Source organism: Brucella pseudintermedia, assembly GCF_008932435.1.
Taxonomy (GTDB): domain Bacteria; phylum Pseudomonadota; class Alphaproteobacteria; order Rhizobiales; family Rhizobiaceae; genus Brucella; species Brucella pseudintermedia.
Genome location: NZ_WBWE01000004.1, coordinates 130,105 through 153,428 on the forward strand (window position 1 = coordinate 130,105; position 23,324 = coordinate 153,428).

A 23,324-nucleotide genomic window follows, 5' to 3' on the forward strand; every position below is an offset into this window, starting at 1 on the left:
GCATTTGGCAAGGAGGTTGCCGCCGATGAATTTCGCCCCGCCCGTATCAGATATGCTGCAACTCGCCAACTGCATTCGCGCTCTCTCTATCGATGCCGTCGATGCCGCCAATTCCGGCCATCCGGGAATGCCGCTCGGCATGGCGGACGCCGCAGCCGTTCTGTTCTCGAAGCATCTGAAATTCGATGCTTCGGCACCCAACTGGGCGGATCGCGACCGTTTCGTGCTTTCCAACGGCCATGGCTCGATGCTGCTTTACAGCGCGCTTTATCTTGCAGGCTACAAGGACGTATCCATCGATGAGTTGAAGAACTTCCGCCAATGGGGTTCCAAGACCGCCGGTCACCCTGAATATGGCCACACCGAAGGCGTCGAGCTGACGACCGGGCCGCTCGGTCAGGGGCTTGCAAGCTCGGTCGGCATGGCAATCGCCGAACGCGCACTTGCCGACCAGTTCGGCAAGGATATTGTCGATCATCGCACCTATGTTTTCTGCGGCGACGGCTGCCTGATGGAAGGCGTGGGACAGGAAGCGATCTCGCTTGCCGGTCATCTTCGCCTCGGCAAGCTGATCGTGCTTTACGATGACAATGGCATCACCATCGACGGCAGCACGGAAATCGCCTTCACCGACGATATTCCGGCCAAGTTCAAGGCTTGCGGCTGGAATGTCGAAAAGGTCGACGGTCACGATCACGACGCCATCGATGCCGCGCTGACACGGGCCAAGGCGCAAACAGACCGCCCGACGCTGATCGCGCTCAAGACCGTCATCGGCTATGGTTCGCCCAACCGCGCCGGTACCAGCGGCGTTCATGGCGCGCCGCTCGGTGCCGCTGAAAATGCCGCCACCAAGGCCGCGCTCGGCTGGACGGCGGAAGCCTTTGAAATTCCCGCTCCCTTGCTCAATGCATGGCGTGAAGCCGGTGCGCGCGGCGCGTCCGAACGCGAAGCCTGGCAGAAGCGCGTCAATGCGCTGCCTGCAACCGAACGCGCCGAATTCGACCGCCGTATCGCTGGCGTTTTGCCGGAAGGCTTTGCGGCGGCTGTCGCAGACGCCAGGCAGCGCCTTCTCGACAAGCCGCAGAATGTCGCGACCCGCAAGGCAAGCCAGATCGCGCTTGAAAGCCTGACGGCGGCGCTCCCGGAAATGATCGGCGGTTCGGCTGACCTTACCCACTCGAACCTCACCCGCGTTCCGGCTGTCGACAGCGATTTCACGCCGGAAAAGAGCGGCCGTTATGTCAGCTACGGCGTGCGTGAGTTCGCAATGGGCGCGGCCATGAACGGCATTGCGGTCCATGGCGGTTTCATTCCTTACGGCGGCACCTTCATGGTGTTTTCCGATTATGCCCGCAACGCCATCCGCCTTTCGGCGCTGATGGGCGTGCGCGTCATCCATGTGCTGACGCATGACTCCATCGGCCTTGGTGAAGACGGCCCGACCCACCAGCCGGTCGAACATCTGGCGAGCCTGCGCGCCATGCCGAACCTGCATGTGTTCCGCCCGGCAGATACGATTGAAACGCTGGAATGCTGGGCTGTTGCGGTTTCCGATCCGCACACGCCTTCGGTGCTGGCCCTGTCGCGCCAGAACGTGCCGCAGCTTCGCACCGACAATGGCGAGAACCTTTCCGCACGCGGCGCCTATGTGCTGCGCGAAGCGAAGGGCGAGCGCCAGATCACGCTGCTTGCCACCGGCACGGAAGTCTCGCTTGCGGTGAAGGCTGCCGAAAAGCTTGCGGAGGAAGGCATTGCAACCGCAGTCGTCTCCATGCCGAGCTGGGATCTCTTTGAAAAGCAGGACAAGGAATACCGCAAGGGTGTTCTGGGCGATGCGCCGCGCATCGCCGTGGAAGCCGCAGGCAAGTTCGGCTGGACGCGTTATGTCGACAGCGAAGACGATGTTATCGGCATGGATGGTTTCGGCGCTTCGGCCCCTGCCGAAGTGCTCTATGAGAAATTCGGCATCACGGCGGAGGCGATTGTCGCCCGCGCAAAATTCTTGCTGGAGCAGGGCAAATGACGATGGCTGGCAATTTTTCTCCGCTGGTGCTGGTCGGCGATAGCGACCGTGTGGAAGCAGAAGCGGTCGGCGCCTATCTGGACAATTGGGCTGGCAAGGACGCTTTGCGCCTTGCGACCGCCGATGCGATCAAGGCTATTCTGGCTGGCGCGACGCGGCTTGCCGGTCGCATCGCCCGTGGCTCGCTTCCCGGCGATCCGGGCAAGCTCGTCGGCGTCAACAGCGATCAGGACCAGCAGAAATGCATCGATGTCGGTTCGCACAACCTGTTCGTCGAGCTGCTGATTGCGGCGGGTGCCGCCTCCGTTCTTTCGGAAGAAGCCGATCTTCCGGTCGCCGGTAAGGCCGATGGGCTGATTGCCGTCGCCATCGATCCGCTCGACGGTTCGGGCAATGTGGGCCTTGGCGCGCCGCTTGGCACGATCTTCTCGATCTTCCCCGCCGATGTGGAAGAGCCGTTTTTGCAGCCCGGCAACCGCCAGATCGCCGCCGGTTATGTGTCTTACGGCAATTCGGTCGATCTCGGCTTTTCGGTCGGCGAGGGCGTGATCTTCGCGACCTTCGATCCGGCAAGCGGGATTTTCCATATCACGCGCCGCAATGTGACCTTGCCGGAACGCACGTCCGACCTGGCGTTCAATGCATCCGTTTATCGCCACCTGTCCCCCGGGATGAAGGCCTATGTGGATGATGCCTATAACGGCAAGGATGGCCCGCGCGGGCGTAACTTCAACATGCGCTGGCTTGGTGCGGCGGTTGGCGACATGCACCGCATCATGCAGCGCGGCGGGCTGTTTTTCTATGTGAACGACAGCCGCCCCGGCTACGAGAAGGGCCGCCTGCGGCTCGTCTACGAAGCCAATCCGATTGCTTTCCTCGCCCGGGAGGCGGGAGGCAAGGCGACCAATGGTGCAATGCCCATCCTCGATATCGTGCCGCAAACCTATCACGAGCGCAGCGCGCTGGTGTTCGGTGTGGCCGAAGAGGTGGATATCCTCGGCGAATATTTCGCGAAATAGTCTGATAGTGGGAATTCAAGGGAGTCTGGAAAATGGCGCGCATTACGCTGCGGCAATTGCTCGATCACGCCGCTGAAAAGGGTTACGGCGTACCGGCATTCAACATCAACAACATGGAACAGGCGCTGGCCATCATGGAAGCGGCGGATGCCGTCGATGCGCCGGTGATCCTGCAGGCTTCGCGCGGCGCGCGCGCCTATGCCAATGACATCATGCTCCGCCACATGATGGACGCGGTCACGGAAATCTATCCGCATATCCCCGTCTGCGTTCACCTCGACCATGGCAACGAAGCCGCCACCTGCATGACCGCCATTCAGGCAGGCTTCACCTCCGTCATGATGGACGGCTCGCTCAAGGCCGACGGCAAGACCCCCGCCGATTGGGACTATAACGTCTCGGTCACGCGTCAGGTCAGCGAGATGTCGCATCTGGGCGGCATTTCGGTGGAAGGCGAGCTCGGCGTTCTGGGCTCGCTCGAAACCGGCATGGGCGATGCCGAAGACGGCCACGGCGCGGAAGGCGTGCTGTCGCACGACCAGCTTCTGACCGATCCGGACGAAGCCGTAAAGTTCGTGCGCGAAACAAAGGTGGATGCGCTGGCAATCGCCATGGGCACCTCGCATGGCGCCTACAAGTTCAGCCGCAAGCCGGACGGTTCGGTTCTCGCCATGCATGTGATCGAGGAAATCCATCGCAAGCTGCCGAACACGCACCTTGTCATGCACGGTTCGTCTTCCGTGCCGGAAGAATTGCAGGAAATCATCAACAAGTATGGCGGCAAGATGAAGCCGACCTGGGGCGTGCCGGTCGAGGAAATCCAGCGCGGCATCAAGCACGGCGTGCGCAAGATCAATATCGACACGGATAACCGCATGGCGCTGACTGGCCAGATCCGCCGCGTCCTGCAGGAAGACCCGAGCGAGTTCGATCCGCGCAAGTATCTCAAGCCCGCAATGGCTGCCATGACCAAGCTCTGCAAGGAGCGTTTCGAGCAGTTCGGCACCGCCGGTCATGCGGCTTCCATCCGCCCGATCCCGCTTTCCGACATGGCAAAGCGCTATCGCGATGGCTCGCTGGACCCGAAGTTCAGCTAAATTTTGCTGTTACGACAATAGAAAAGCGGAGGGGAAACCTTCCGCTTTTCTGTTTTCAAGAGACTGAATAATCAGGCCTTGTTGTACTTCGCGTCAACTTCGTTGATCGCGTTGACATTGCCAGCCGAACGGCCGTTTTCGTCAAAGGTCTGCGCGAGGAAGGCGTCGGCGATGGTCTTGGCCACTTCCGAGCCGATGACGCGGGCGCCCATGGTGATGATCTGGGCATTGTTGGAAAGCGCTGCGCGCTCTGCCGAATAGGTGTCGTGCGTGAGTGCAGCCCGGATGCCCGGAACCTTGTTGGCGGCAATGCACACGCCGATGCCGGTGCCGCAAACGAGGATGGCGCGGTCATAGGTGCCGTCGAGAACCGCGGAAGCCACACGGTCGGAAAGATTGGCGTAGAATGCATCCGCGCCAGCATCCGTGCGCGAGATTTCCGAAACCTCGAAACGGTCCTTGAGATAGTCGGCGAGAATCTTGGCCAGACCTTCGCCGGCGCTGTCGCCTGCAACTGCTACTTTCATGATGTTACTCCTTAATTGGATGCGATTTTCCTGGCGCACTTGTCCAGAATGTCGAGATAGCCTTCCACGTTCCACGCCGAACGGCCGATGAACAGGCCGTCGATATGCGGGCAGGCAATGAGTTCCTCGCAATTGCCGGGATTGACCGAGCCGCCATAAAGGCAGGGCACGCGGCGTCCGAGCACGCTTTCGGCAACCGCAATGATTTCCGCCTGACGCGCATCGGCGTAATCGGCGGAAGCCGGGATGCCATTCTCGCCAATGGCCCAGACCGGCTCATAGGCGAACAGGATTTCAGCCTTTTTCTGGTCGTCGGAAAGCTTGGCAAGGGCGCCGCGCACTTCTTCTTCCAGCACTTCAGCCGCGCGCCCGCTTTCGCGGTCTTCCAGCGTTTCGCCGATGCAGATGAGCGGGATCAGGCCGTGGCGCACAGCGGCTTCCACTTTCAGGCCAACCGTTTCGTTGGTTTCGCCGAAATGCTCGCGGCGCTCCGAGTGACCAAGCTCAACAATGTCGAGATTGCAGTCCTTCAGCATCAGCGGCGAAATTTCGCCGGTCCATGCGCCCTGATCGGCCCAGTGCATGTTCTGCGCGCCGACCTTGACGGAGGTGCCGGACAGGATTTCCTTCACTTCGCGAACGGCGGTGAACGGTGGAATGACAAAGCGCTGGATATCGGCGGAACGACCGCCATCGGCAGCTTTCAGCGCTTCCGCGAAGACGCGGGCCTCGGCCAGCGTCTTGTTCATTTTCCAACTCGTTCCAACCCAGAATTTGGTCATGCGTAACTGTTCCTAGTCTGCTGCTATTGTCAGTCTGATCCCGGCCTGCTCCAGCTCGGCCAGAACGGTCGCGCCGGGAGAGGCGTCGGTGATGATCGCGTCGAAATCCGACAGGTTTGCCATGACGTGGAGGGCAGGGCGCCCGAACCGCTGGTGGTTGACCAGAAGGCAGGTGCGGGCGGCGGATGCCGTCATGGCGCGCTTGGTGCGCACCACGTTTTCGTCCATGTGATAGACAAGCTGCCCGTTGACGGCGGGCGACGAAATAAAGGCGATGTCGGCACTCAAATGCGACAGCGCTTCTTCCGTCAGAATGCCGAAAAAGGCGTTGAACTTGGCTGAATAGGTTCCGCCGAGCGCAATCAGGTTGATCCCGTTCTCGCCCTTCAGTTCATCGACGATGACGGCATTGTTGGTGATGACCGTCAGCGGGCGCTTTTCCAGCAGCATGCCGCCAAGAACCGCCGCCATGGAACCGTCATTGACCATCACGGTCATGCCGGGCTCCACCAGTTCCAGCGCAGCGCGGGCCATCTTCTGCTTGGCTTCGCCGTCCTGCCGCTCGCGGAAGCGGAAATCGCTCTCGAACTGGGTGCCGGTATCGATGGTCGCGCCGCCCCGCACCTTGCGCAGCACGCCGGAATGTTCCAGCGAATCCAGATCGCGGTGGATCGTCATCTTGGAAACGGCAAACCGATCCGCCAGATCGTCGAGATCGACGGCCTGATTTTCGATGAGAAGGTTTATGATCGCCTGTCGTCTGTCGTCGCGCTTCACGCTGTTTCCGATCTATTGGGCGGAACATTTATCGCATGAAGTTAGATCACAAAATCACAAAAAAATCCACGAGAAAAATGTGATTTTGTTATTTTCCGTTCGGTTGCTGGACAAGGGCCTTTGCCGTGCGCTCATCGGTGATGAGGCCGTAAAGCCGCCCGCTTTTCAGCACGGCGCGAATGGCGTCAGCCTTGGCGATGCCGCCCGCAAGTCCGATGATTCGGCTCATATCGGCATTTTCCACCGAGGCGGCGATGGTCCGGGCGGTAAGCGCGGTTTCGAGGCGCTGGCCGTTTGCGTCAAAGAAATGTCCGAGCATTTCGCCAACGCCGCCGAGGGTGGCGATCTCCTCGACTTCGCTCAATTCTATCATGCCGGATGTGACGAGCTGCGCCTGCGCATCCACCGTGCCGATGCCGACGATCTTCAGTTCGGCGCGGCAACCCATGTCGAAAACCGTGGTGACGCCGCGCTGGGCAAGCAGCACCTCGCGGTCTTCCGCCGTGTTGGCGAAAAAGGGAACCGGCATCACATAAGCGGGCATTCCGGTTTTTTCCGCGATGCGGTGCATCACGTCATGCGGGTTGGCTGCGAAATTGCGCGTCAGGCCACCGAGCAGCGAGACGAAACGCACATTGCTGGCCGCGACACGCGGCATATAGCTGACGGCGGCAGACAGCGTGCGGCCATGGCCGATACCGATGACTTCATGATCGCCATGCTCGATCTCGCGGCGCAGAAAATCCGCGCCCGCATGGCCGAGGACCATGAGCGGCAGGCCTTCCTCGCCAATGTCGGGCGCAACCTCGCAATAGTCGAGGCCATACATGTCGGCGAGACGATTTTCGAGGTCGATGCATTCAGTAATGTCGCCATCGATGCTCACCTTCACCGCGCCGTCGGCAACGGCCTTGGCAATCAGGCGATGCGCCTTCACCGATGGCAGGCCGAGCCGCTTGGCAACGGCTGACTGGGTCATGCCGCCCACGAAGTGAAGCCAGGCGGCGCGCAGCGCCAGTGAATCGTCAGCATCTGCCATTGAAAGCGGTCCGGTTCCTTAAATTGTCTATATCTTCAAGTCCTTAGCGCCGGTGTCAATGTGGGGAGCCCAGAAAGCCACACTTTCCGCAATCTGCGGAATGACTTCACGGTCGTTCGGCTCGCGTTCCTTGAAGGAAAGTTCGAGGCAGATTTCATTATCCACCGCGCCGCCTTCGGCAAAGGCTTTCAGGAGCGGTTCCGGCTGGATGCGGCCCTTGGCGTTGAACGCGGCGGTGAACGGGCGATGCCCACCCTTGTCCATCAGGCTCTGCTTGATATGGATGATGGGCGAGACCTTCGGCACGGCCCGCGCCCAGGCATATGGGTCGTAGTCGTCCGGGTTGGACGAGGTGACGTCGCCATGGTCGATGTCGGCCATCATCCACATGGGGATCGCCATGTCGGCGGCGGTCAGGCGATCCTGAAGCTTCATGCATTCGGCGATCGTCTCGCCGAACTCGCGCCCGATGCTCATCGGCTCCCAGAACACATAGTCGAGACCAGCACCGGCGGCATGTTCGGCCACTTCCGCCCAGCAGTCGATGGCGATCTTGATCAGCTCTTCGCGGCGCGCCGGATCGTCGAAATCCTTATAGGTGAAGATCGCGAACTGCGTGCCGACCGACTTGCCGCCGAGATCACCGATAATGTCGGCAAAGGTCTTGAACCAGTCGACATAATAGCGGCGCACGTCTGCATCCGGATGGCCGAAATGATTGAGGCGACCATAGGGGCCGGTCATGCCCGAAGTGACGCGAACGCCGGTGCGCTGCAAGGCCTTGTCCATGTCGCGGGTGAGGCGGCGGATGGTCGAAGCCTGCCAGCTCGGATTGATGAATTCATGCGTAAGCTGGAGGTCGCGCAGGCGCAGGTCGCGGGCAACCGTTTCGATCAGGTCGTCCGGTTCGGCAAAGCGGTTGACCAGCGGATTGGTGTTGAGCGAAAGCGTCAGGGTCATGTCGTCCTCAAGCAACTAGATTGGCGTTGTCGAACCATTCCACGAAAGCGGCGCGTTCGGCTTCGGTCAGGTGCAGGTAATGCTTGGTGCGGCGATAGAGAATGTCTTCCGCCGTCTTCGCCCATTCCTTGGCCACCAGATAGCGCACTTCGGCCTCATGGAAGTTGCCGCCGAAATGACGGCCAAGCCCTTCGAGGTTCTGCGCACCCGCAACAACGTCTTTCGTGCGCGCGCCATAGAGACGCCCGTAATGATGGACGAGCGCGCGCGGCATCCAAGGATAGGTGTCGCGCAAGCTATTGGCGAAGGTTTCATAATCGGCATTGGCGATTTCGCCGCCCGGAAGGGGCGCATCGTGGGTCCAGTCGCCGCCCATCTTCGGGAAGATATGCTTGAGGCGATGCATCCCGCGCTCCGCCAGTTCGCGGAACGTGGTGATCTTGCCGCCAAAGACATTGAGCAGCGGCGCGTCATTGGTTTCGTCGAGGTCGAAGACATAATCGCGGGTAACGGCGGAAGGATTGCCCTTGCCGTCATCGAACAGCGGACGCACGCCGGAGAAGGAATGCAGCACGTCCTCGCGGCGCAACTTTTCCTTGAAATAGCGGTTTACCGCTGCCAGCAGATATTCGATTTCCTTCTCATCGGCTGCCACGTCTTCCGCGCGCCCTTCATAGGCGATGTCGGTGGTGCCGATCAGCGCCTTGTCGCCCTCATAAGGGTTGATGAAGATCACGCGCTTGTCGTGGTTCTGGACGAGATAGGCATTCGCGCCCGACCAGAATTTCGGCACGATGATGTGGCTGCCCTTGACGAGGCGCACATTGCGCGACGAGTTGGAGCCGGCGACATTGTGGATGACGTCCGTGACCCAGGGGCCGGCGCAATTGACGATGCAGCGGGCGCGGAACGTGCGGGTCTCGCCGGTGTCGCGGTTCTTCGTTTCCACGATCCAGCCGCCTTTTTCGCGACGGGCGGAGACGACAGGCGTGCGGGTGAGGATGGTTGCGCCCTTTTCGGCGGCCCCCACCGCATTGAGCGCTACAAGACGGGCATCGTCGACCCAGCAATCGGAATATTCAAAGCCTTTGGTGTACTGGTCGAGGATCGGCGTGCCTTCCGGGTCGCGGCGCAGGTCGAGCGTGCGCGTGCCGGGCAGTTTCTTGCGGCCGCCGAGATGGTCGTAGAGAAACAGGCCGAGCCGCACCAGCCAGGCCGGGCGATCCTGCGGGCTGTGCGGCAGCACAAAGCGCATCGGCCAGATAATGTGCGGAGCGGCGTTCAAAAGCACCTCGCGCTCGATCAGCGCTTCGCGCACAAGGCGGAACTCGTAATATTCCAGATAGCGCAGGCCGCCATGAACCAGCTTGCCGGAGCGCGATGATGTGCCTTGCGCCAGATCGTCCTTTTCCGCCAGCACGACCTTGAGGCCGCGCCCGGCAGCGTCGCGGGCCACGCCCGCGCCGTTGATGCCGCCGCCGATTACAAACAGGTCGCAGGTTTCCGGTTCAGCCATTTCAATGTTTCCTTATTTGCCGGAAGCGAGCTTGTCCCAGACTGGCGTCAGAGCCAGTCGCGCTTCCCGATAGGCAACGAAAAGTTCTTCATAGTGATGCGCGCGCGCCGCATCCGGCGCTTCGCTTGCGCCGAGCAGAGGCTCCACCCATTCGGCGATGCAATCATCCATGGTTGGATAGGCGCCGATGGCCACAGCGGCCATCATGGCGGCTCCTGCCGCGCCCGCTTCCTCGCGGGAAGAAACGCGCACCGGTGCATTGACCGCCGCCGAAAGCGTGCCGCGCAGCGCCTTCGAGCGCGCCGCGCCGCCGGTGATGCGCAGTTCGGAAGGCATTTCGCCCATGGCGGCGTAGCAATCGCGGGTCGCCATGCCGAGGCCTTCCACGACCGAACGCACCAGCTCCGGGAAACGGTCGCGGCTGGAAAGGCCGATGAAACCGGCCCGCGCATCGGCATTCACGAAGGGACCGCGCTCGCCTGCTTCCGAAATATACGGATGATAGAGGATCGATCCGGGGCGGCTGGCGTTGAACCAGCCGTCGAGGCGGGGAATGAGATCGCCAAGCGAAACCGGCTTTTCCGGCGTCGACATAAGGTCAGCTGCAACCTGCAATATCCAGTCGATATTGATGGTCGCGCCCATATTGGTCTGCACCTGCGTGACGATGCCGGGAATGGGCAGCGCGATGACGTAGCCGGTGCCTTCCTTGTTCAGATGAATATCGGCGACCGGCTTGGCGCGCATATGCACGCCGGTCGAACCGATGGTCGAGCACCCCGCACCAGCCGTGCCGCCGCGCACGCCAGCGCCAAGGGCCGTCATCGCCATGTCCACATAGGCAAGACTCACCGGTGTTCCGGCGCGCAATCCGGTCGCAGCAGCCGCTTCGGGGGAAAGCGGCTGCTGGACCTCTGCGCCGTCGATAATCTCCGGCAGCAGCTTGCGACGTTTTTGCAAGCCCAGCGCTTCGATAACCACATCGTCATACTGGCGATTGCGGAAATTGCCGAAGGTGAAGCTTGCTTCAGACGGATCGGTGGCGCGAACGCCGGTAAGATTGAGATAGAGCCAGTCCTTACAGTGAAGGGCTGCTTCCGCATTGTCCAGAAGCTCCGGCGCGGTAGCATCCATATGCGCCATCTGCGAGCCTTGCTGGCAGGTGTTCAGTCCCGTGCCGGTCGCTTCAAAGCGCGCGCGGTTCATCGGGCCTGCGGCAAGTCGTTTTACGGTGGATGCGGCGCGGGCGTCGAGCCACAGCCAGGCATCGCCAACCGGCTGATTGTCGCGACCGACCAGCCAGGTTCCGTCGCCCTGTCCGGTGACGGCAATCGCCGCGGTGCGATCGGCAAGGCCCGGCAGTTTGGCGCCTAGGTCGCGCAGGGCGCGCGCGCAGTCCTGCCATGTCTGGGAAAGCGATTGGGTAACCGCGCCATGATCGCCGGTATCGTATCTGTTGCGGACCGCCGCAGAATCGATCTGCCGCCCGCTGAGGTCGAAAGCGACCGCCTTGAGTACGGACGTGCCTGCGTCGATCCCGATGATGATGTCACCTGTCTTACGCATGGCGGATATGTGCCTTCATTGACATTTGGATTCCTCCCGCGACTGAAAATACAGCGCTCGCGGCCCCGTTTATAATGAAATCGGGCAATGGCGTAAGTTGGAGATAACATAACGCTACCACCTTGTCTGTAAAATTTTCGAGAGTGCGCATTTTTTTTCACCAAACAGTGAATGTGGAGAAAATCGCTAGGCTTCGCGCCCTGTTTTTTCTCCGGTCTTTCCGCGATCTTTCGGTCTGCGCTTGGTGTTGGAATTAAATTAAATATCTGAAAATACTACATAATATTAAGAATATGGACCAGGCCGCCATCCGGCTTTGCAATGGATCGCCGCACTGTGAATACCGCGTCGGGTAACGGATTATGTAGTGGATTTCGCTACGTCGTGATCGGGATTCAGCGCGAACTTATGCTAATTCACCGGCGTTTGAAAAACATCCGATTGACAGCTTTCGAGCTTTATAACATCATTATTGGAGCTAATAACACGCCGTTATCATAAGTTCCGATCGCGGCGCATCTGTTTCCAGGATGCACGGAGGAGCGGCCCTGGAATTCACGCGGAGGATATCATGCTCTCGTCTGTCGCATCTTGCACCGCTCCGGCGGAGGCTTTCGTCTACCCGGCGAGCGCGGAAGCGATGATCGGGGATGATCTCCGGGCGGTCTGATCTCAGCCGCATCTTCTGTTTCAATAACGACAATCCGGCAGAATTGCTGAAGGCGTTTGATAATGAGTGCACAAACCAGTCAAGTTTCACAAAAGCCCGCCAAGCTGAGCCGCGCCATCGTATGGAGCGTGATCGCCGCGGTGGTGGTTGTCGGCGCGATTGCTTTCGACACGAAGGTCGTGAAGATCGGGTCCGATTCCGATGTGCGCCAGCAGGCTTTCTCCCCCGATGCCTATGGCGCTTCCGAATTCCCCAAGGTCAAGGCCAGCGTCGAGCAGCGCGCCGTCGATGCCGTTGAAGTGGGCAATGCCCTTGTCGCTGACAAGGCTGCGGCCGGAAAGAAATATGGCGTCGGCGACGTCAATCCGGTCATTCCGGTCAAGTTCACCGGCACGGTCGAGGAGCGCAAGTCCAACTACAATGTCATCAAGGTCGACGGCCTGCCGGAAGGCGTGGCGATCCGCGTCCAGACCGGCCCCGCCGTCAACGGAACGGACCTGCGCGACGCGACCGGCGAAATCCAGTTCGGCCAGTTCAAGAACCAGATCGAATATCAGAATGCCGGTTCTGCCCTGAACAACGAGATGAAGAAGCAGGTGCTTTCGGGCGTTGATGTCGAGAATCTCGTTGGCAAGACCGTGACGGTGGTTGGTGTGTTCAAGGTCGTCAATCCGAAAAACTGGCTGGTGACGCCGGTGGGGCTCGAAGTGAAATGAGCGCTGCTCCCAAAATAGAAGGCAAAAACGGCGATGTCGTTCTTGCCGCGCATAATGTCGCCAAGTCCTATGGCCGCATTCATGCCCTGAAAGGCGTGAATTTTGAAATCCGCCGTGGTCAGGTCACGACGCTTTTCGGCGAAAACGGTGCTGGCAAATCGACGCTGATGAAAGTGCTTTCGGGCGTCATCCAGCCCACATCCGGCACGATCATCCTTGATGGCGAGCCGGTGACGTTCAACTCGTCCACCGAAGCGCGCGACCGCGGGATCTCGATCATCCATCAGGAACTGAGCCTCGCTCCCAACATGAATGTGCGCGACAACATCTTCATGGGACGCGAGATCCGCACCGCCACCGGCGTCGATTTCGCGGAAGAAGAGCGGCTGACGCGCGAGCTTCTGAAGGAGCTGGAAGAAGATATCGATCCGCTGACGCCGGTCGAGGAGCTGCGGCTCGGCCAGCAGCAGGTGGTGGAAATCGCCCGCGCGCTTTCGGTCAATTCGCGCATTCTCATCATGGACGAGCCGACTTCGGCGCTCAGCGCCTCGGAAGTCGAGGTTCTGTTCAAGGTGATCCGTGATCTGACGGCGCGCGGCGTCGCCATCGTCTATATTTCGCACCATCTGGAAGAGGCGCTGCAGATCACCAATCATGCGGTGGTTTTGCGTGACGGAACGATGACTGCCTATGCGCCGCGCGAGGAAATCGATCTGGAATGGATCGTGCGCAACATGGTCGGCGAAAACTTCGACCTCGGCTCGCCGCCAACCGGATATGAATGGGGCGATGTGGCGCTCTCCGTCGAAAACCTGACCGTTCCCGATCCGGGCGGCGCAGGCTTCTCGCTGGTCGACCGCATGTCGCTCGATGTGCGCGCCGGTGAAATCGTCTGCATTTACGGTCTCATGGGTGCAGGCCGCACCGAGCTTCTGGAAACCATCGCTGGCCGCCTCAAGGCGAGCGGCGGACGCGTTCTCCTGAAAGGGCAGGACGTTTCCGGCCTCACTATCGCGCAGCGCATCGAGAAGGGTCTTGTGCTGGTGCCGGAAGATCGCCAGCGCGACGGTCTCGTGCAGACGATGACGGTCGGCAAGAACCTGTCGCTCGCCAGCATCGCAGAAATGACCAAGGGTCTTTTCACATCGCGCAAGCGCGAAAAGCAGATCGTCGATCAGTCGATCAGGAATGTGCACATCAAGACGGATGGCGGCGAAGCGGCAATCGGTTCGCTTTCCGGCGGCAACCAGCAGAAGGTCGTGATCGGCAAGATGCTGGCGACCGAGCCGGAAGTCATCCTGCTTGATGAGCCGAGCCGCGGCATCGACATCGGCGCTAAGGCGGAAGTGTTCAAGCTTCTGGCCGAAAAGGCGAAGCAGGGTCTGGCCGTCGTCTATACGACCTCGGAAGTCGGCGAATGCCTCAGCATCGCGCATCGTATCATCGTCATGCACCGTGGGCGCATCTCCGCCGAATTCGGATCGGACGTGTCCAAGGAGAAGATCATGGCCGCCTCGGGCGAAGCCATGGTCGGTCACTAGAATAGTTATGGAGCACTGATAGAATGTCAGTCACAAGCACCAACAAGGAAACAGCGGCTCCGAACGGCGCGAAGCGGAAACCCGGCCTCGTGCATCTGCTGCTCGAAGGTCGTGCATTCTTTGCACTGATCGCGATCATCGCAGTTTTTTCGTTCCTTTCGCCTTATTACTTCACGGTCGACAACTTCCTCATCATGTCGTCGCACGTGGCCATTTTCGGCCTGCTTGCCATCGGTATGTTGCTGGTCATTCTCAATGGCGGTATCGATCTTTCGGTCGGCTCCACGCTCGGGCTTGCTGGCGTGGTCGCCGGTTTCCTGATGCAAGGCGTAACGCTGCAGGAATTCGGCATCATCCTCTATTTCCCGGTCTGGGCGGTTGTGCTGATCACCTGTGCGCTTGGCGCATTCGTCGGCGCGGTCAATGGCGTGCTGATCGCCTATCTGCGCGTTCCGGCCTTTGTCGCGACGCTCGGCGTTCTCTATTGCGCCCGCGGCGTGGCGCTTCTGATGACCAATGGCCTGACCTACAACAATCTTGGCGGACGCCCGGAGCTTGGCAATACCGGCTTTGACTGGCTCGGCTTCAACAAGCTGTTCGGCGTGCCGATCGGCGTTCTGGTTCTGGCCGTGCTTGCAATTATCTGCGCGATCGTTCTCAATCGCACCGCATTCGGCCGCTGGCTCTATGCATCGGGCGGCAATGAACGCGCGGCTGAACTGTCCGGCGTTCCGGTCAAGCGCGTCAAGGTGTCGGTCTATGTCATTTCCGGCATTTGCGCCGCCATCGCCGGTCTGGTTCTTTCTTCGCAGCTGACGTCGGCAGGCCCGACGGCAGGCACCACCTATGAACTGACGGCAATCGCTGCCGTGGTTATCGGTGGCGCTGCGCTCACTGGGGGGCGCGGTACTATCCAGGGTACGCTTCTCGGCGCCTTCGTGATCGGGTTCCTTTCCGATGGCCTCGTGATCATCGGCGTGTCCTCCTACTGGCAGACTGTCTTTACCGGCGCGGTGATCGTGCTCGCGGTTCTGCTCAACAGCATTCAATATTCCCGGCGATGATCGGTAGCGGCTCTGCCCACCGTTCCGGGCGGGGCCGCAGAAATTCCGGGCGTATCGAAAGGTTTCCAGAAAGGCGCTGATCTCGAAAACGGCCTGATGGAAATGAGTACCGCCGGGGAACCGGCATAACGCAAACGAAAATGTTAAGGGAGTGAGACCATGTTCAAGAAGGGAATGCGCGTTCTGTTCGCCGCGGCGGCAGCGTTGCCTCTCATCGCCAGCACGGCCTGGGCCGAAGGACTGATGACGATCATCGTCAACGATCCGTCCAATCCGTATTGGTTCACCGAAGGTGAAATCGCCAAGAAGACCGCTGAAAGCCTCGGCTACAAGGCTGTCGTCGGTGGCCACAAGGGTGACACCAACACCGAAAGCAACCTGATCGACACGGCTATCACCAACAAGTCGGTCGCCATCATTCTCGACCCGGCCAATGCGGACGGTTCGGTCGGTGCGGTCAAGCGTGCAATCGCCGCCAACATTCCGGTTTTCCTCGTCAATGCGGAAATCAACCAGGAAGGTCTGGCCAAGGCGCAGCTCGTTTCCAACAACGCGCAGGGCGCCGCTCTCGGTGCGACCCAGTGGGTGGAAAGCGTTGGCGACAAGGGCAAATATGTCGAGCTGTTCGGCTCGCCATCGGACAACAACGCCGCAACGCGCTCGAACGGCTATGAAACCGTTCTGTCGCAGTATCCTGATCTGGTGAAGGCTGGTCAGGATGTCGCCAACTGGGACCGCACCCAGGGTCACGACAAGATGCAGGCCCTGCTTCAGGCCAATCCGGACATTATCGGCGTTATCTCCGGTAACGACGAAATGGCTCTGGGCGCGATTGCTGCCCTGAAGAAGGCTGGCAAGCTGGATCAGGTCAAGGTTGGTGGTTTCGACGGTTCGCCGGATGCGGTTGCGGCCATCAAGGCCGGTGAACTGCAGTACACCGTTCTGCAGCCGGTTGCCGTGTTCTCGGAAGCTGCCGTCAAGCAGGCCGACAACTTCATCAAGACCGGCAAGACCGGCGTTGACCAGGAAAAGCAGCTCTTCGACTGCATCCTGATCACCAAGGACAATGTCGACAAGTACACCTCGCCGTTCGTTCTGGAACAGTAAGGTTTGAAAAAGGCGCATCCCGACAGCCCAAGCGCTTTCGGGATGCGCATTTCAGAAGTCCCTCTCCTCAGACAAGTCCCATGCAATCACTCGCTGGATTTTGGGGCTGAAGACCGCGCAATATAAAGCCTATGGGGCGATTCCGGGTGTTTTGGAACGCGCAAGCTAGGGGACAAGTGGCAGGCATGGCAGTGAGCAACAAAGCAAGCATAGACAAGCTGATGACGGATCAGGTGCCGAACGACAGCCGGCATGCGCGTCAGCTCGTCCGGCGCCAGCAGATTGCTGAAACTGTAATGGCCGAAGGCTCGATGCGTATCGAGGACCTGACCGAACGGTTCGGCATCAGCCTGATGACGGCGCATCGCGACGTCGATGAACTGGTGAGCCGCGGCCTGTTTCGCAAGTCGCGCGGCATCGTGTCGGCAGCGCCGACCAGCCTGATCGAGGCAAGCGATCTTTATCGCGTGACCCGCCAGTCGGAAGAAAAGAAGCTGATCGCCGAAGCGGCGATGCAGTTCGTCGAACCCGGCCAGGCGATTTTCTTCGACGATTCCACCACCGTCCTGCAAATGGTGCCGCACCTGGCCGAAAAGGGGCCGCTGACCGCCATCACCAATTCGCTCATCCTGATGAACGAATTGCGCGACATGAAGGACGTGACGCTGCTTGGCCTGGGTGGCCAGCTCTATAACTGGTGCAACGCCTTCGTTGGCGGCATGACCATCCACGAAATCCGCCGTCTTCGCGCCGATGTGGCCTTCATATCGATTGCTGCGATCACCGATGATCTTCTGTTTCACCAGTCACCGGAAATGGTGGAGACCAAACGCGCCATGCTGGATTGCGCCGCCAAGCGCATCCTTCTGGCCGACCATACGAAGTTCGAGCGCCGCGCCCTGCACAATTTCGGTGCACTGACCGATTTCGATGTCGTCATCGTCGATGAAAACACGCCTTTTGCGCATATCGAGCGGATGGAAGCGCAAGGCATCAATGTTGTTGTTGCGCGCGCCCGGACAGGCGGCAGGCCGGAATAACCTTCCGCATATTTATCAGGAATACGATACATGCCTTCTCTGCTCGGAATCGATAGCGGCCTCACTGTCACCAAAGCGGTCTTGTTCGATGTTGACGGGACCACACTTGCCGTTGCGCGCCGCCGCGTGGCGCAATCGTTTCCGCGCCCGCGCCATGTCGAACGGGACATGGTCGAATTCTGGAGCGCGACCGCCGATGCGATTGCGGAAGCCATCGCCAAAAGCGGGCGGCCCGCTTCCGATATTCTGGCTATCGCCACCACAGCGCATGGCGACGGCATCTACATGCTGGACAAGGACCGCCAGCCGCTCGGCGCGGGCATCCTCTCGCTCGACAGTCGCGCCGTCGATGTGGCGGAGCGCTGGGTGAACAGCCCCGTCGCCGACCGCGCCATTGCCGTTACCGGCCAGTTGCCCCATGCATCGGCACCATCAGCCATTCTGGCATGGGTGAAGGAAAACGAACCGGAACGCTATCACCGCATCGCCCATGTGATTGCCTGCAAGGACTGGCTACGCTTTTGTCTCACGGGTGACGTGGGCACGGATCGCACCGAAGCCTCCACCTCCTTTACCGATGTGAACACGCAGGACTATTCCAAGGAAGCGCTCGCTCTGTTCGGGCTCGATGCGCTTTGGGACGCGCTGCCGCCCATGTCGCGTTCGGATGAGATTGTCGGCAATGTTTCGCCCGAATGCGCGCAGCGCACCGGCCTTGTCGCCGGTACGCCGGTTGTCGGCGGTCTGCATGACGTGACGGCCTCCGCACTCGGCGTCGGCGGGCTTGGCGTCGGTACGGTTGCCGTGGTTGCGGGGACTTATTCCATCAACGAAACGCTGTCGTCCGAACCGCGCGTCGATAAAAGCTGGTTCTGCCGCAACGGTATTGCGCCGGGCGAATGGAACAACATGTCGATCTCGCCCGCATCAACCGCCAATTACGACTGGTTCCTCGACAAGCTCTGCCCGGCAGAACGGCGCGAGGCGGAGGAAACAGGGCGATCAATCCACGACATGCTGCGCCCGGAAATCGATGCGGCATTGGCCAAGCCTTCGACGGCCATGTTCCATCCTTATCTGTTCGGCTCGCCCTATGGGGCGATGGCGAGCGGCGCGTTTTTCGGCCTGCGCGGCTGGCAGGATCGCGGCGACATGCTGCGCGCCGTCTGGGAAGGCATTGCCTTCAACCACCGTATCCATGTCGATCACCTGAAGGGCGGTTTCGAGATTTCTGCCGCACGGCTTACCGGCGGCGTATCGCGCAGCCCGGCTTTCGCGCAGATGTTCGCCAATGTGCTGGGCATGCCCGTGACCGTGACGGATACGGACGAAGCCGCAGCTTGGGGCGCCGCCCTTTGTGCTGGCAAGGGTGCGGGTGTTTTTGCCGATGTCTACAGCGACCCGCGCGATCTCGATGCCATAGGCCGCACCTATCGGCCGGATGCGGAGCGGAGCGCGCTCTATGAGACGCGCTATCAGCTGTTCAAGGAAATCGCGTCGGCGCTCGGGCCGATCTGGCCGAAGATCGAAGCCCTCACGGATTGAAATGAAGGGCGTTCTTCGCCCAGAGAGACAGTGACATGAATGATTTCGTAAGTCTGGCCCAGATGAAAAGCCGCATCGGACAGCTTGAGGCCGAAGGCGTGGATGTGCTCATTCTCGGCGCGGGCGTCAATGGCGCGGGGCTCTTTCGCGATCTTTGCGAGCAGGGCGTGAGCTGTCTCATCGTGGACAAGGCGGATTTCGGTTCGGGCACGAGCGCCGCCCCGTCGCGGCTTATCCATGGCGGACTGAAATATCTGGAAACCGGCGAGTTCAGCCTTGTGGCCCAGTCCACGCTGGAGCGCAATCTGCTGCTGAAGAACGCGCCGCACAATGTGGAGCCGCTGCCGACCTTCATTCCGGTTTTTTCGTGGACCAAGGGCATCACGGCGGCGCTGCGCACCCTGTTCGGCTCGACGACCGCGCCGCGCAGCCGTGGCGCCGTGCTGATCAAGATCGGACTGGCGCTCTACGACTATTTCGGCGCGCGCGAACGCGTCATGCCGCGCCACCGTTTTCTGCTGAAAGAAACGGCGACGAAGGAAATGCCCTATATCACGCCTGCGATCGTGGCAGGCGGCATCTATCACGACGCGAAGGTCAGCCAGCCGGAACGTCTGGTCTATGAACTGGTGAGCGACGGCTTGCGCGCCAATCCGAAAAGTGCGGCCGCCAATTTCACCACGCTCATCTCCGCCGAAAACGGCGCGGTCGGCTTCGAGGGGCCGGACGGTGCGAAATTCGCCGTCAGGCCAAAGCTCGTCATCAATGCCGCCGGGCCGTGGATCGATCGGGTCAATGCCGCGCTTGGCAAACCGACCAAGATGATCGGCGGCACCAAGGGCTCGCATATTCTCATCGACCACCCCGAACTGGTGAAGAGCCTCAACGGGCGGATGATATATTTCGAGGCGGATGACGGGCGCATTTGCCTCGTCTACGACTATCACGGTCTGGCGCTGGTGGGTTCCACCGACATTCCGTCCGATGATCCGGACAATGTGCGCTGCGACGATCCTGAAACCGACTATTTCATCGACAGCCTGCGTTCGCTGCTGCCCAAGCTCAAGTTCGACCGCAGCCAGATCGTCTATACCTATAGCGGCATCCGCCCGCTTCCGGCGTCCAACGCGTCCGAACCGGGGCTGATCAGCCGCGATCATTCCGCTCCGATGATCGAGCCGGATAGCGACCGCCCGTTCCCGATCATTGCGCTGGTCGGCGGCAAGTGGACAACGTTCCGGGGCTTCGCCGAGGAAGTGGCCGACAAGGTGCTGACCCGGTTCGGCAAGACGCGGCAGGTGTCCACGCGCAATCTCGCCATCGGCGGCGGCAGGGACTATCCGTCCGATGATCGCGCCCGCAAGGCCTGGGTGACGAAATATGCCACCGAAACACGGCTGCCCGCAGCACGGGTTGAAACCCTGTTGAAGCGCTACGGCACAACGGCCTTGCCGATCCTCCGCGAGGAAGCGAGCGCATCGGTGACGATGTTGCCGGAAACCGAAACGATCAGCGTGACGGAAATCGCATGGATCGCGCGCAACGAACTCGTCGTGCATCTGGCGGACGTCGTACTGCGGCGCACCACACTTGCAATCGACGGGGCGCTGACCACCGGCAATCTCGCTGCGATCGCTGACATTCTGGCGCGGGAACTGGGCTGGGACGATACGCGCAAGGCGCGGGAAATCGAGGCGGTCAACGTCGAGCTTGAAAAACGGCATAACGTTATTTTGCAGGCGTACCCCGCCAAAAGGCGCTGATCTCCCCGCGTACTTGATTTATGGTGCATCTCTCATATTCGCGAAAGGAAACGCGCCATGGATATCAAGCGAAACGGAACCGATCCTTCGGGCAAAGGCCCAGCCGACTGGTTTACGGGTAATGTCCGTATCGACCCGCTGTTCTCTCCAAACAATGCAAGGCGCGCGGCGGCTGCGACCGTGACCTTCGAGCCGGGTGCGCGCACCGCCTGGCACACGCATCCGCTCGGCCAGACCCTGATCGTCACCGCCGGACTTGGCCTCGTGCAGCGTGAGGGCGGGCCGATCGAGGAAATCCGGCCCGGCGACGTCGTCTGGTTCGAGCCGGGCGAGAAACACTGGCACGGCGCATCGGCCAGCAACGCCATGACCCATATCGCCATTCAGGAACAGCTCGACGGCAAGGTCGTGGACTGGATGGAGCATGTCAGCGACGCGCAATATGGTGCGGGCAAGTAAATCTTGTCCGGGTTTTGCGCAGCTTTCTAAAGCCAACCCGGCGCGTTGAGGGCCAAAGGCTGCGCAAAACGCAAAGATGATTGCGTATATTGCGAAGAGGTATTTCCTGTTTCCCCTATCATGTTGTTCTCAATAAAAACAAAGGGGAGAAGAGAATGAAACACCTGCTTCTTTTGCTTGCAGCAAGCGTCGCCATCCTTGCCAGCGTGCAGGCGCACGCCGCCGAAAGCGATGCCTGCAAGTCGCCCAAATTCTCCGATGTCGGCTGGACCGACATCACAGCAACCACGGCGCTCGCTTCGCTGTTGCTGGAAAAGGCCGGTTATCAGCCGCAGACCACCATTCTTTCCGTGCCTGTCACCTTCCAGTCGCTGGAAAACGGGCAGATCGATATTTTCCTCGGCAACTGGATGCCGCTTCAGGAAGAAGCGCGCAAGCCCTATATCGAGGGAAAGAAGGTCGAACAGGCCGGTGTGAACCTTGAAGGCGCGAAGATCGGTCTTGCCGCCACGGGCAAGTATCTCGGCATCAAGACCTACGCCGACATAGCCAAATTCAAGGACCAGCTTGGCGGCAAGATCTACGGCATTGAGGCGGGCAGCAGCGCCAATGCCACCATCCAGTCGATGATAGAGGAGGACAAGTTCGGCCTGAAGGATTTTCAGCTCGCGGAATCGAGCGAGCAGGCCATGCTTTCGCAGGTTCAAAATGCAGTGCGCAAGGATGAGCCTGTCGTGTTCTTCGCCTGGACGCCGCATCCGATGAACATTCGCTACAAGCTGACCTATCTGCAAGATGGCGAAAACCTGTTCGGGCCGGAAGATGGTGCGGCCACCGTCGAGACCCTGACCCGCAAGGGTTATGCAGCCGACTGCCCCAATGTCTCGCGCTTCCTGTCGAACCTGAAGTTCAACACGGAAATGGAAAGCACGATGATGAACATGATCCTGAATGACGGCCTGGAAGCCAAGGACGCCGTTGCGAAATGGATCAAGGAGAACCCGGCGCAGCTTGATGCATGGCTCGAGGGCGTGACCACTGTCGACGGCAAGCCGGCGCTTGCCGCGGTGAAGTCCGGTCTCGGCCTGTAAGGCTTTTATTGCCGCAGCTTGCTCGGCGACTGACCGAAATGCCGCTTGAAGGCGCGCGACAGCGAACTGATCGACGAAAAGCCGGTCTGTTCCGCCGTGTCAGCCATGGAAAGGCGCGTGTCGAGGATCAGCCGCCGGGCCGCTTTCAGCCGGAGCGACAGGTAATAGTTGCCCGGTGACTGGCCGATCACATTGGCAAACAGCAACTCAAGACTGCGCGTCGAAAGGCCAAGCCTGCGCGCCACGCTCGACACAGGGATCGGACGGTCGATGTGCGTCTCCATGATCTTGATGGCGTCGGCCAGTCGCGGCTCGCGATTGAGCAGGCGGCCAAGGGAGACCAGCGGCTGCGCATCCGAAGCCTGTTTCACCTCGTCATAAACGTAGAGGCTCGCCACATCGAGCGCGATGGAATAGCCGTGGCGGGCGCGAATGAGCGCCAGCATCATGTCGAGCGCCGGGGCCGCGCCCCCGGTCGTCAGGAGTGCCCCGTCCCGCACCCAGCGATCCGACTGCATTTCAACTTCCGGAAAGCGCTGCGAAAATGCCTCCAGGTCTTCCCAGTGGGTGGTTGCCTTGCGCCCGTTGAGCAATCCGGCTTTTGCCAGCACCCATGATCCGGCCTCCACGCCAACGATGAGCTTCGATTGCGCGGCGGCCTGGCGCAGCATGGCGAGAAGCTTCGGCGTTGCGTGTTCCAAGGCATGAAAGGCGCTGACGATGATGAGAATATCCTGCGCACCGGCCTCGAATTTTCCGTCTGCCGAAACCTTGAGGCCGCTGGACGTGACCGGATCGCTGCCATCCGGCGACACCACCCGCCAGCGATAGAGCGAGCGTCCCGTCACACGGTTGGCGCCGCGCATCGGGTCCAGCGTCGCGGCCAGCGACATCAGCGAACAATCCGGCAGGACAAGCAGCGTAACGCTCAGTTCTCCGTCGGACGGTTCAAAGATCATGCTCTTCGCTCTTCGCCAAATAGATTTCGTAAAATGATAATCCCGTCATTTCGCGACCTG

At 60.4% G+C, this 23,324-nt stretch carries 20 protein-coding genes and 1 pseudogene; 12 read left to right on the forward strand and 9 right to left on the reverse strand.

The genetic code is table 11. From position 1 onward, the window contains the following. Positions 1-25 precede the first annotated feature (25 nt). Genes tkt through fba form a run of 3 tightly spaced genes read left to right on the forward strand, consistent with a single transcriptional unit; the run spans position 26 to position 4,142 of the window. Positions 26-2,026 carry a transketolase gene (gene tkt, locus F9K78_RS06805; protein WP_121986221.1) on the forward strand — a complete coding sequence of 667 codons (2,001 nt, stop codon included), beginning with the start codon at positions 26-28 and terminating at the stop codon, positions 2,024-2,026. Continuing rightward, positions 2,023-3,045 carry a class 1 fructose-bisphosphatase gene (locus tag F9K78_RS06810; RefSeq protein ID WP_121986222.1) on the forward strand — a complete coding sequence of 341 codons (1,023 nt, stop codon included), beginning with the start codon at positions 2,023-2,025 and terminating at the stop codon, positions 3,043-3,045. The genes tkt and F9K78_RS06810 overlap by 4 nt, the downstream gene beginning before the upstream one ends. Positions 3,046-3,077: 32 nt before the next feature. Further along, positions 3,078-4,142, forward strand: coding sequence for a class II fructose-bisphosphate aldolase (gene fba, locus F9K78_RS06815; RefSeq protein WP_121981089.1), 1,065 nt, complete (start codon positions 3,078-3,080; stop codon positions 4,140-4,142). Positions 4,143-4,213: 71 nt separating this feature from the next. On the opposite strand, the gene derI is transcribed toward fba, so the two are convergent. The 8 genes and pseudogenes from derI to F9K78_RS22330 all read right to left on the reverse strand — a co-directional run. Further along, on the reverse strand, positions 4,214-4,669 hold the full coding sequence (gene derI / locus F9K78_RS06820) for a D-erythrulose-4-phosphate isomerase (RefSeq protein ID WP_121986223.1): 456 nt from the start codon (positions 4,667-4,669) through the stop codon (positions 4,214-4,216). A gap of 11 nt (positions 4,670-4,680) precedes the next feature. Then, on the reverse strand, positions 4,681-5,451 hold the full coding sequence (locus tag F9K78_RS06825; RefSeq protein ID WP_121986224.1) for a triose-phosphate isomerase: 771 nt from the start codon (positions 5,449-5,451) through the stop codon (positions 4,681-4,683). A 12-nt stretch (positions 5,452-5,463) separates the two neighbouring features. After that, the gene (locus tag F9K78_RS06830) at positions 5,464-6,228 is read right to left on the reverse strand and encodes a DeoR/GlpR family DNA-binding transcription regulator (protein WP_121981087.1); all 765 of its coding nucleotides are present in this window, start codon (positions 6,226-6,228) and stop codon (positions 5,464-5,466) included. Between the two features lie 88 nt (positions 6,229-6,316). Further along, entirely contained in the window at positions 6,317-7,267 is a 951-nt protein-coding gene (locus F9K78_RS06835) for a sugar-binding transcriptional regulator (protein WP_121981086.1), read from the reverse strand. 27 nt (positions 7,268-7,294) lie between these two features. Continuing rightward, the gene (locus F9K78_RS06840; protein ID WP_121986225.1) at positions 7,295-8,227 is read right to left on the reverse strand and encodes a sugar phosphate isomerase/epimerase family protein; all 933 of its coding nucleotides are present in this window, start codon (positions 8,225-8,227) and stop codon (positions 7,295-7,297) included. A gap of 7 nt (positions 8,228-8,234) precedes the next feature. Then, a complete protein-coding gene (locus F9K78_RS06845; RefSeq protein WP_121986226.1) occupies positions 8,235-9,743 on the reverse strand; it encodes a glycerol-3-phosphate dehydrogenase in 1,509 nt (502 codons plus the stop codon). Positions 9,744-9,755: 12 nt separating this feature from the next. After that, on the reverse strand, positions 9,756-11,309 hold the full coding sequence (locus F9K78_RS06850; protein ID WP_121986227.1) for an FGGY-family carbohydrate kinase: 1,554 nt from the start codon (positions 11,307-11,309) through the stop codon (positions 9,756-9,758). A gap of 641 nt (positions 11,310-11,950) precedes the next feature. Further along, a pseudogene (locus F9K78_RS22330) lies at positions 11,951-12,062 on the reverse strand (ATP-binding protein); the annotation flags it as partial. Here F9K78_RS22330 and F9K78_RS06860 point away from each other — a divergent pair. The 9 genes from F9K78_RS06860 (at position 12,042) to choX (ending at position 22,305) form a co-directional block, all read left to right on the forward strand. Further along, positions 12,042-12,695 carry a DUF2291 domain-containing protein gene (locus F9K78_RS06860; RefSeq protein ID WP_121986228.1) on the forward strand — a complete coding sequence of 218 codons (654 nt, stop codon included), beginning with the start codon at positions 12,042-12,044 and terminating at the stop codon, positions 12,693-12,695. The pseudogene F9K78_RS22330 and the gene F9K78_RS06860 overlap by 21 nt on opposite strands. Next, positions 12,692-14,236 carry a sugar ABC transporter ATP-binding protein gene (locus tag F9K78_RS06865; RefSeq protein WP_121981081.1) on the forward strand — a complete coding sequence of 515 codons (1,545 nt, stop codon included), beginning with the start codon at positions 12,692-12,694 and terminating at the stop codon, positions 14,234-14,236. The genes F9K78_RS06860 and F9K78_RS06865 overlap by 4 nt, the downstream gene beginning before the upstream one ends. Before the next feature lie 23 nt (positions 14,237-14,259). After that, positions 14,260-15,300, forward strand: coding sequence for an ABC transporter permease (locus F9K78_RS06870; protein WP_114215987.1), 1,041 nt, complete (start codon positions 14,260-14,262; stop codon positions 15,298-15,300). A gap of 159 nt (positions 15,301-15,459) precedes the next feature. Next, a complete protein-coding gene (locus tag F9K78_RS06880; protein WP_121981080.1) occupies positions 15,460-16,407 on the forward strand; it encodes a D-ribose ABC transporter substrate-binding protein in 948 nt (315 codons plus the stop codon). 185 nt (positions 16,408-16,592) lie between these two features. After that, positions 16,593-17,447, forward strand: a complete 855-nt coding sequence (locus tag F9K78_RS06885) for a DeoR/GlpR family DNA-binding transcription regulator (RefSeq protein ID WP_121981079.1) — start codon at positions 16,593-16,595, stop codon at positions 17,445-17,447. Positions 17,448-17,477: 30 nt separating this feature from the next. Next, a complete protein-coding gene (locus F9K78_RS06890; protein ID WP_121986229.1) occupies positions 17,478-18,992 on the forward strand; it encodes an FGGY-family carbohydrate kinase in 1,515 nt (504 codons plus the stop codon). A 35-nt stretch (positions 18,993-19,027) separates the two neighbouring features. Continuing rightward, a complete protein-coding gene (locus F9K78_RS06895) occupies positions 19,028-20,755 on the forward strand; it encodes a glycerol-3-phosphate dehydrogenase/oxidase (RefSeq protein ID WP_121986230.1) in 1,728 nt (575 codons plus the stop codon). 57 nt (positions 20,756-20,812) lie between these two features. Continuing rightward, positions 20,813-21,214 (forward strand): (R)-mandelonitrile lyase, encoded by a 402-nt coding sequence (locus F9K78_RS06900; protein ID WP_114215983.1) that lies wholly within the window; start codon positions 20,813-20,815, stop codon positions 21,212-21,214. Positions 21,215-21,369: 155 nt separating this feature from the next. After that, positions 21,370-22,305, forward strand: coding sequence for a choline ABC transporter substrate-binding protein (gene choX, locus F9K78_RS06905; RefSeq protein ID WP_121986231.1), 936 nt, complete (start codon positions 21,370-21,372; stop codon positions 22,303-22,305). Positions 22,306-22,310: 5 nt separating this feature from the next. Here choX and F9K78_RS06910 read toward each other — a convergent pair whose 3' ends face one another. After that, positions 22,311-23,264: a GlxA family transcriptional regulator gene (locus tag F9K78_RS06910; protein ID WP_121986232.1), complete on the reverse strand. Its 954-nt coding sequence runs from the start codon at positions 23,262-23,264 to the stop codon at positions 22,311-22,313. Positions 23,265-23,324 lie beyond the last annotated feature (60 nt).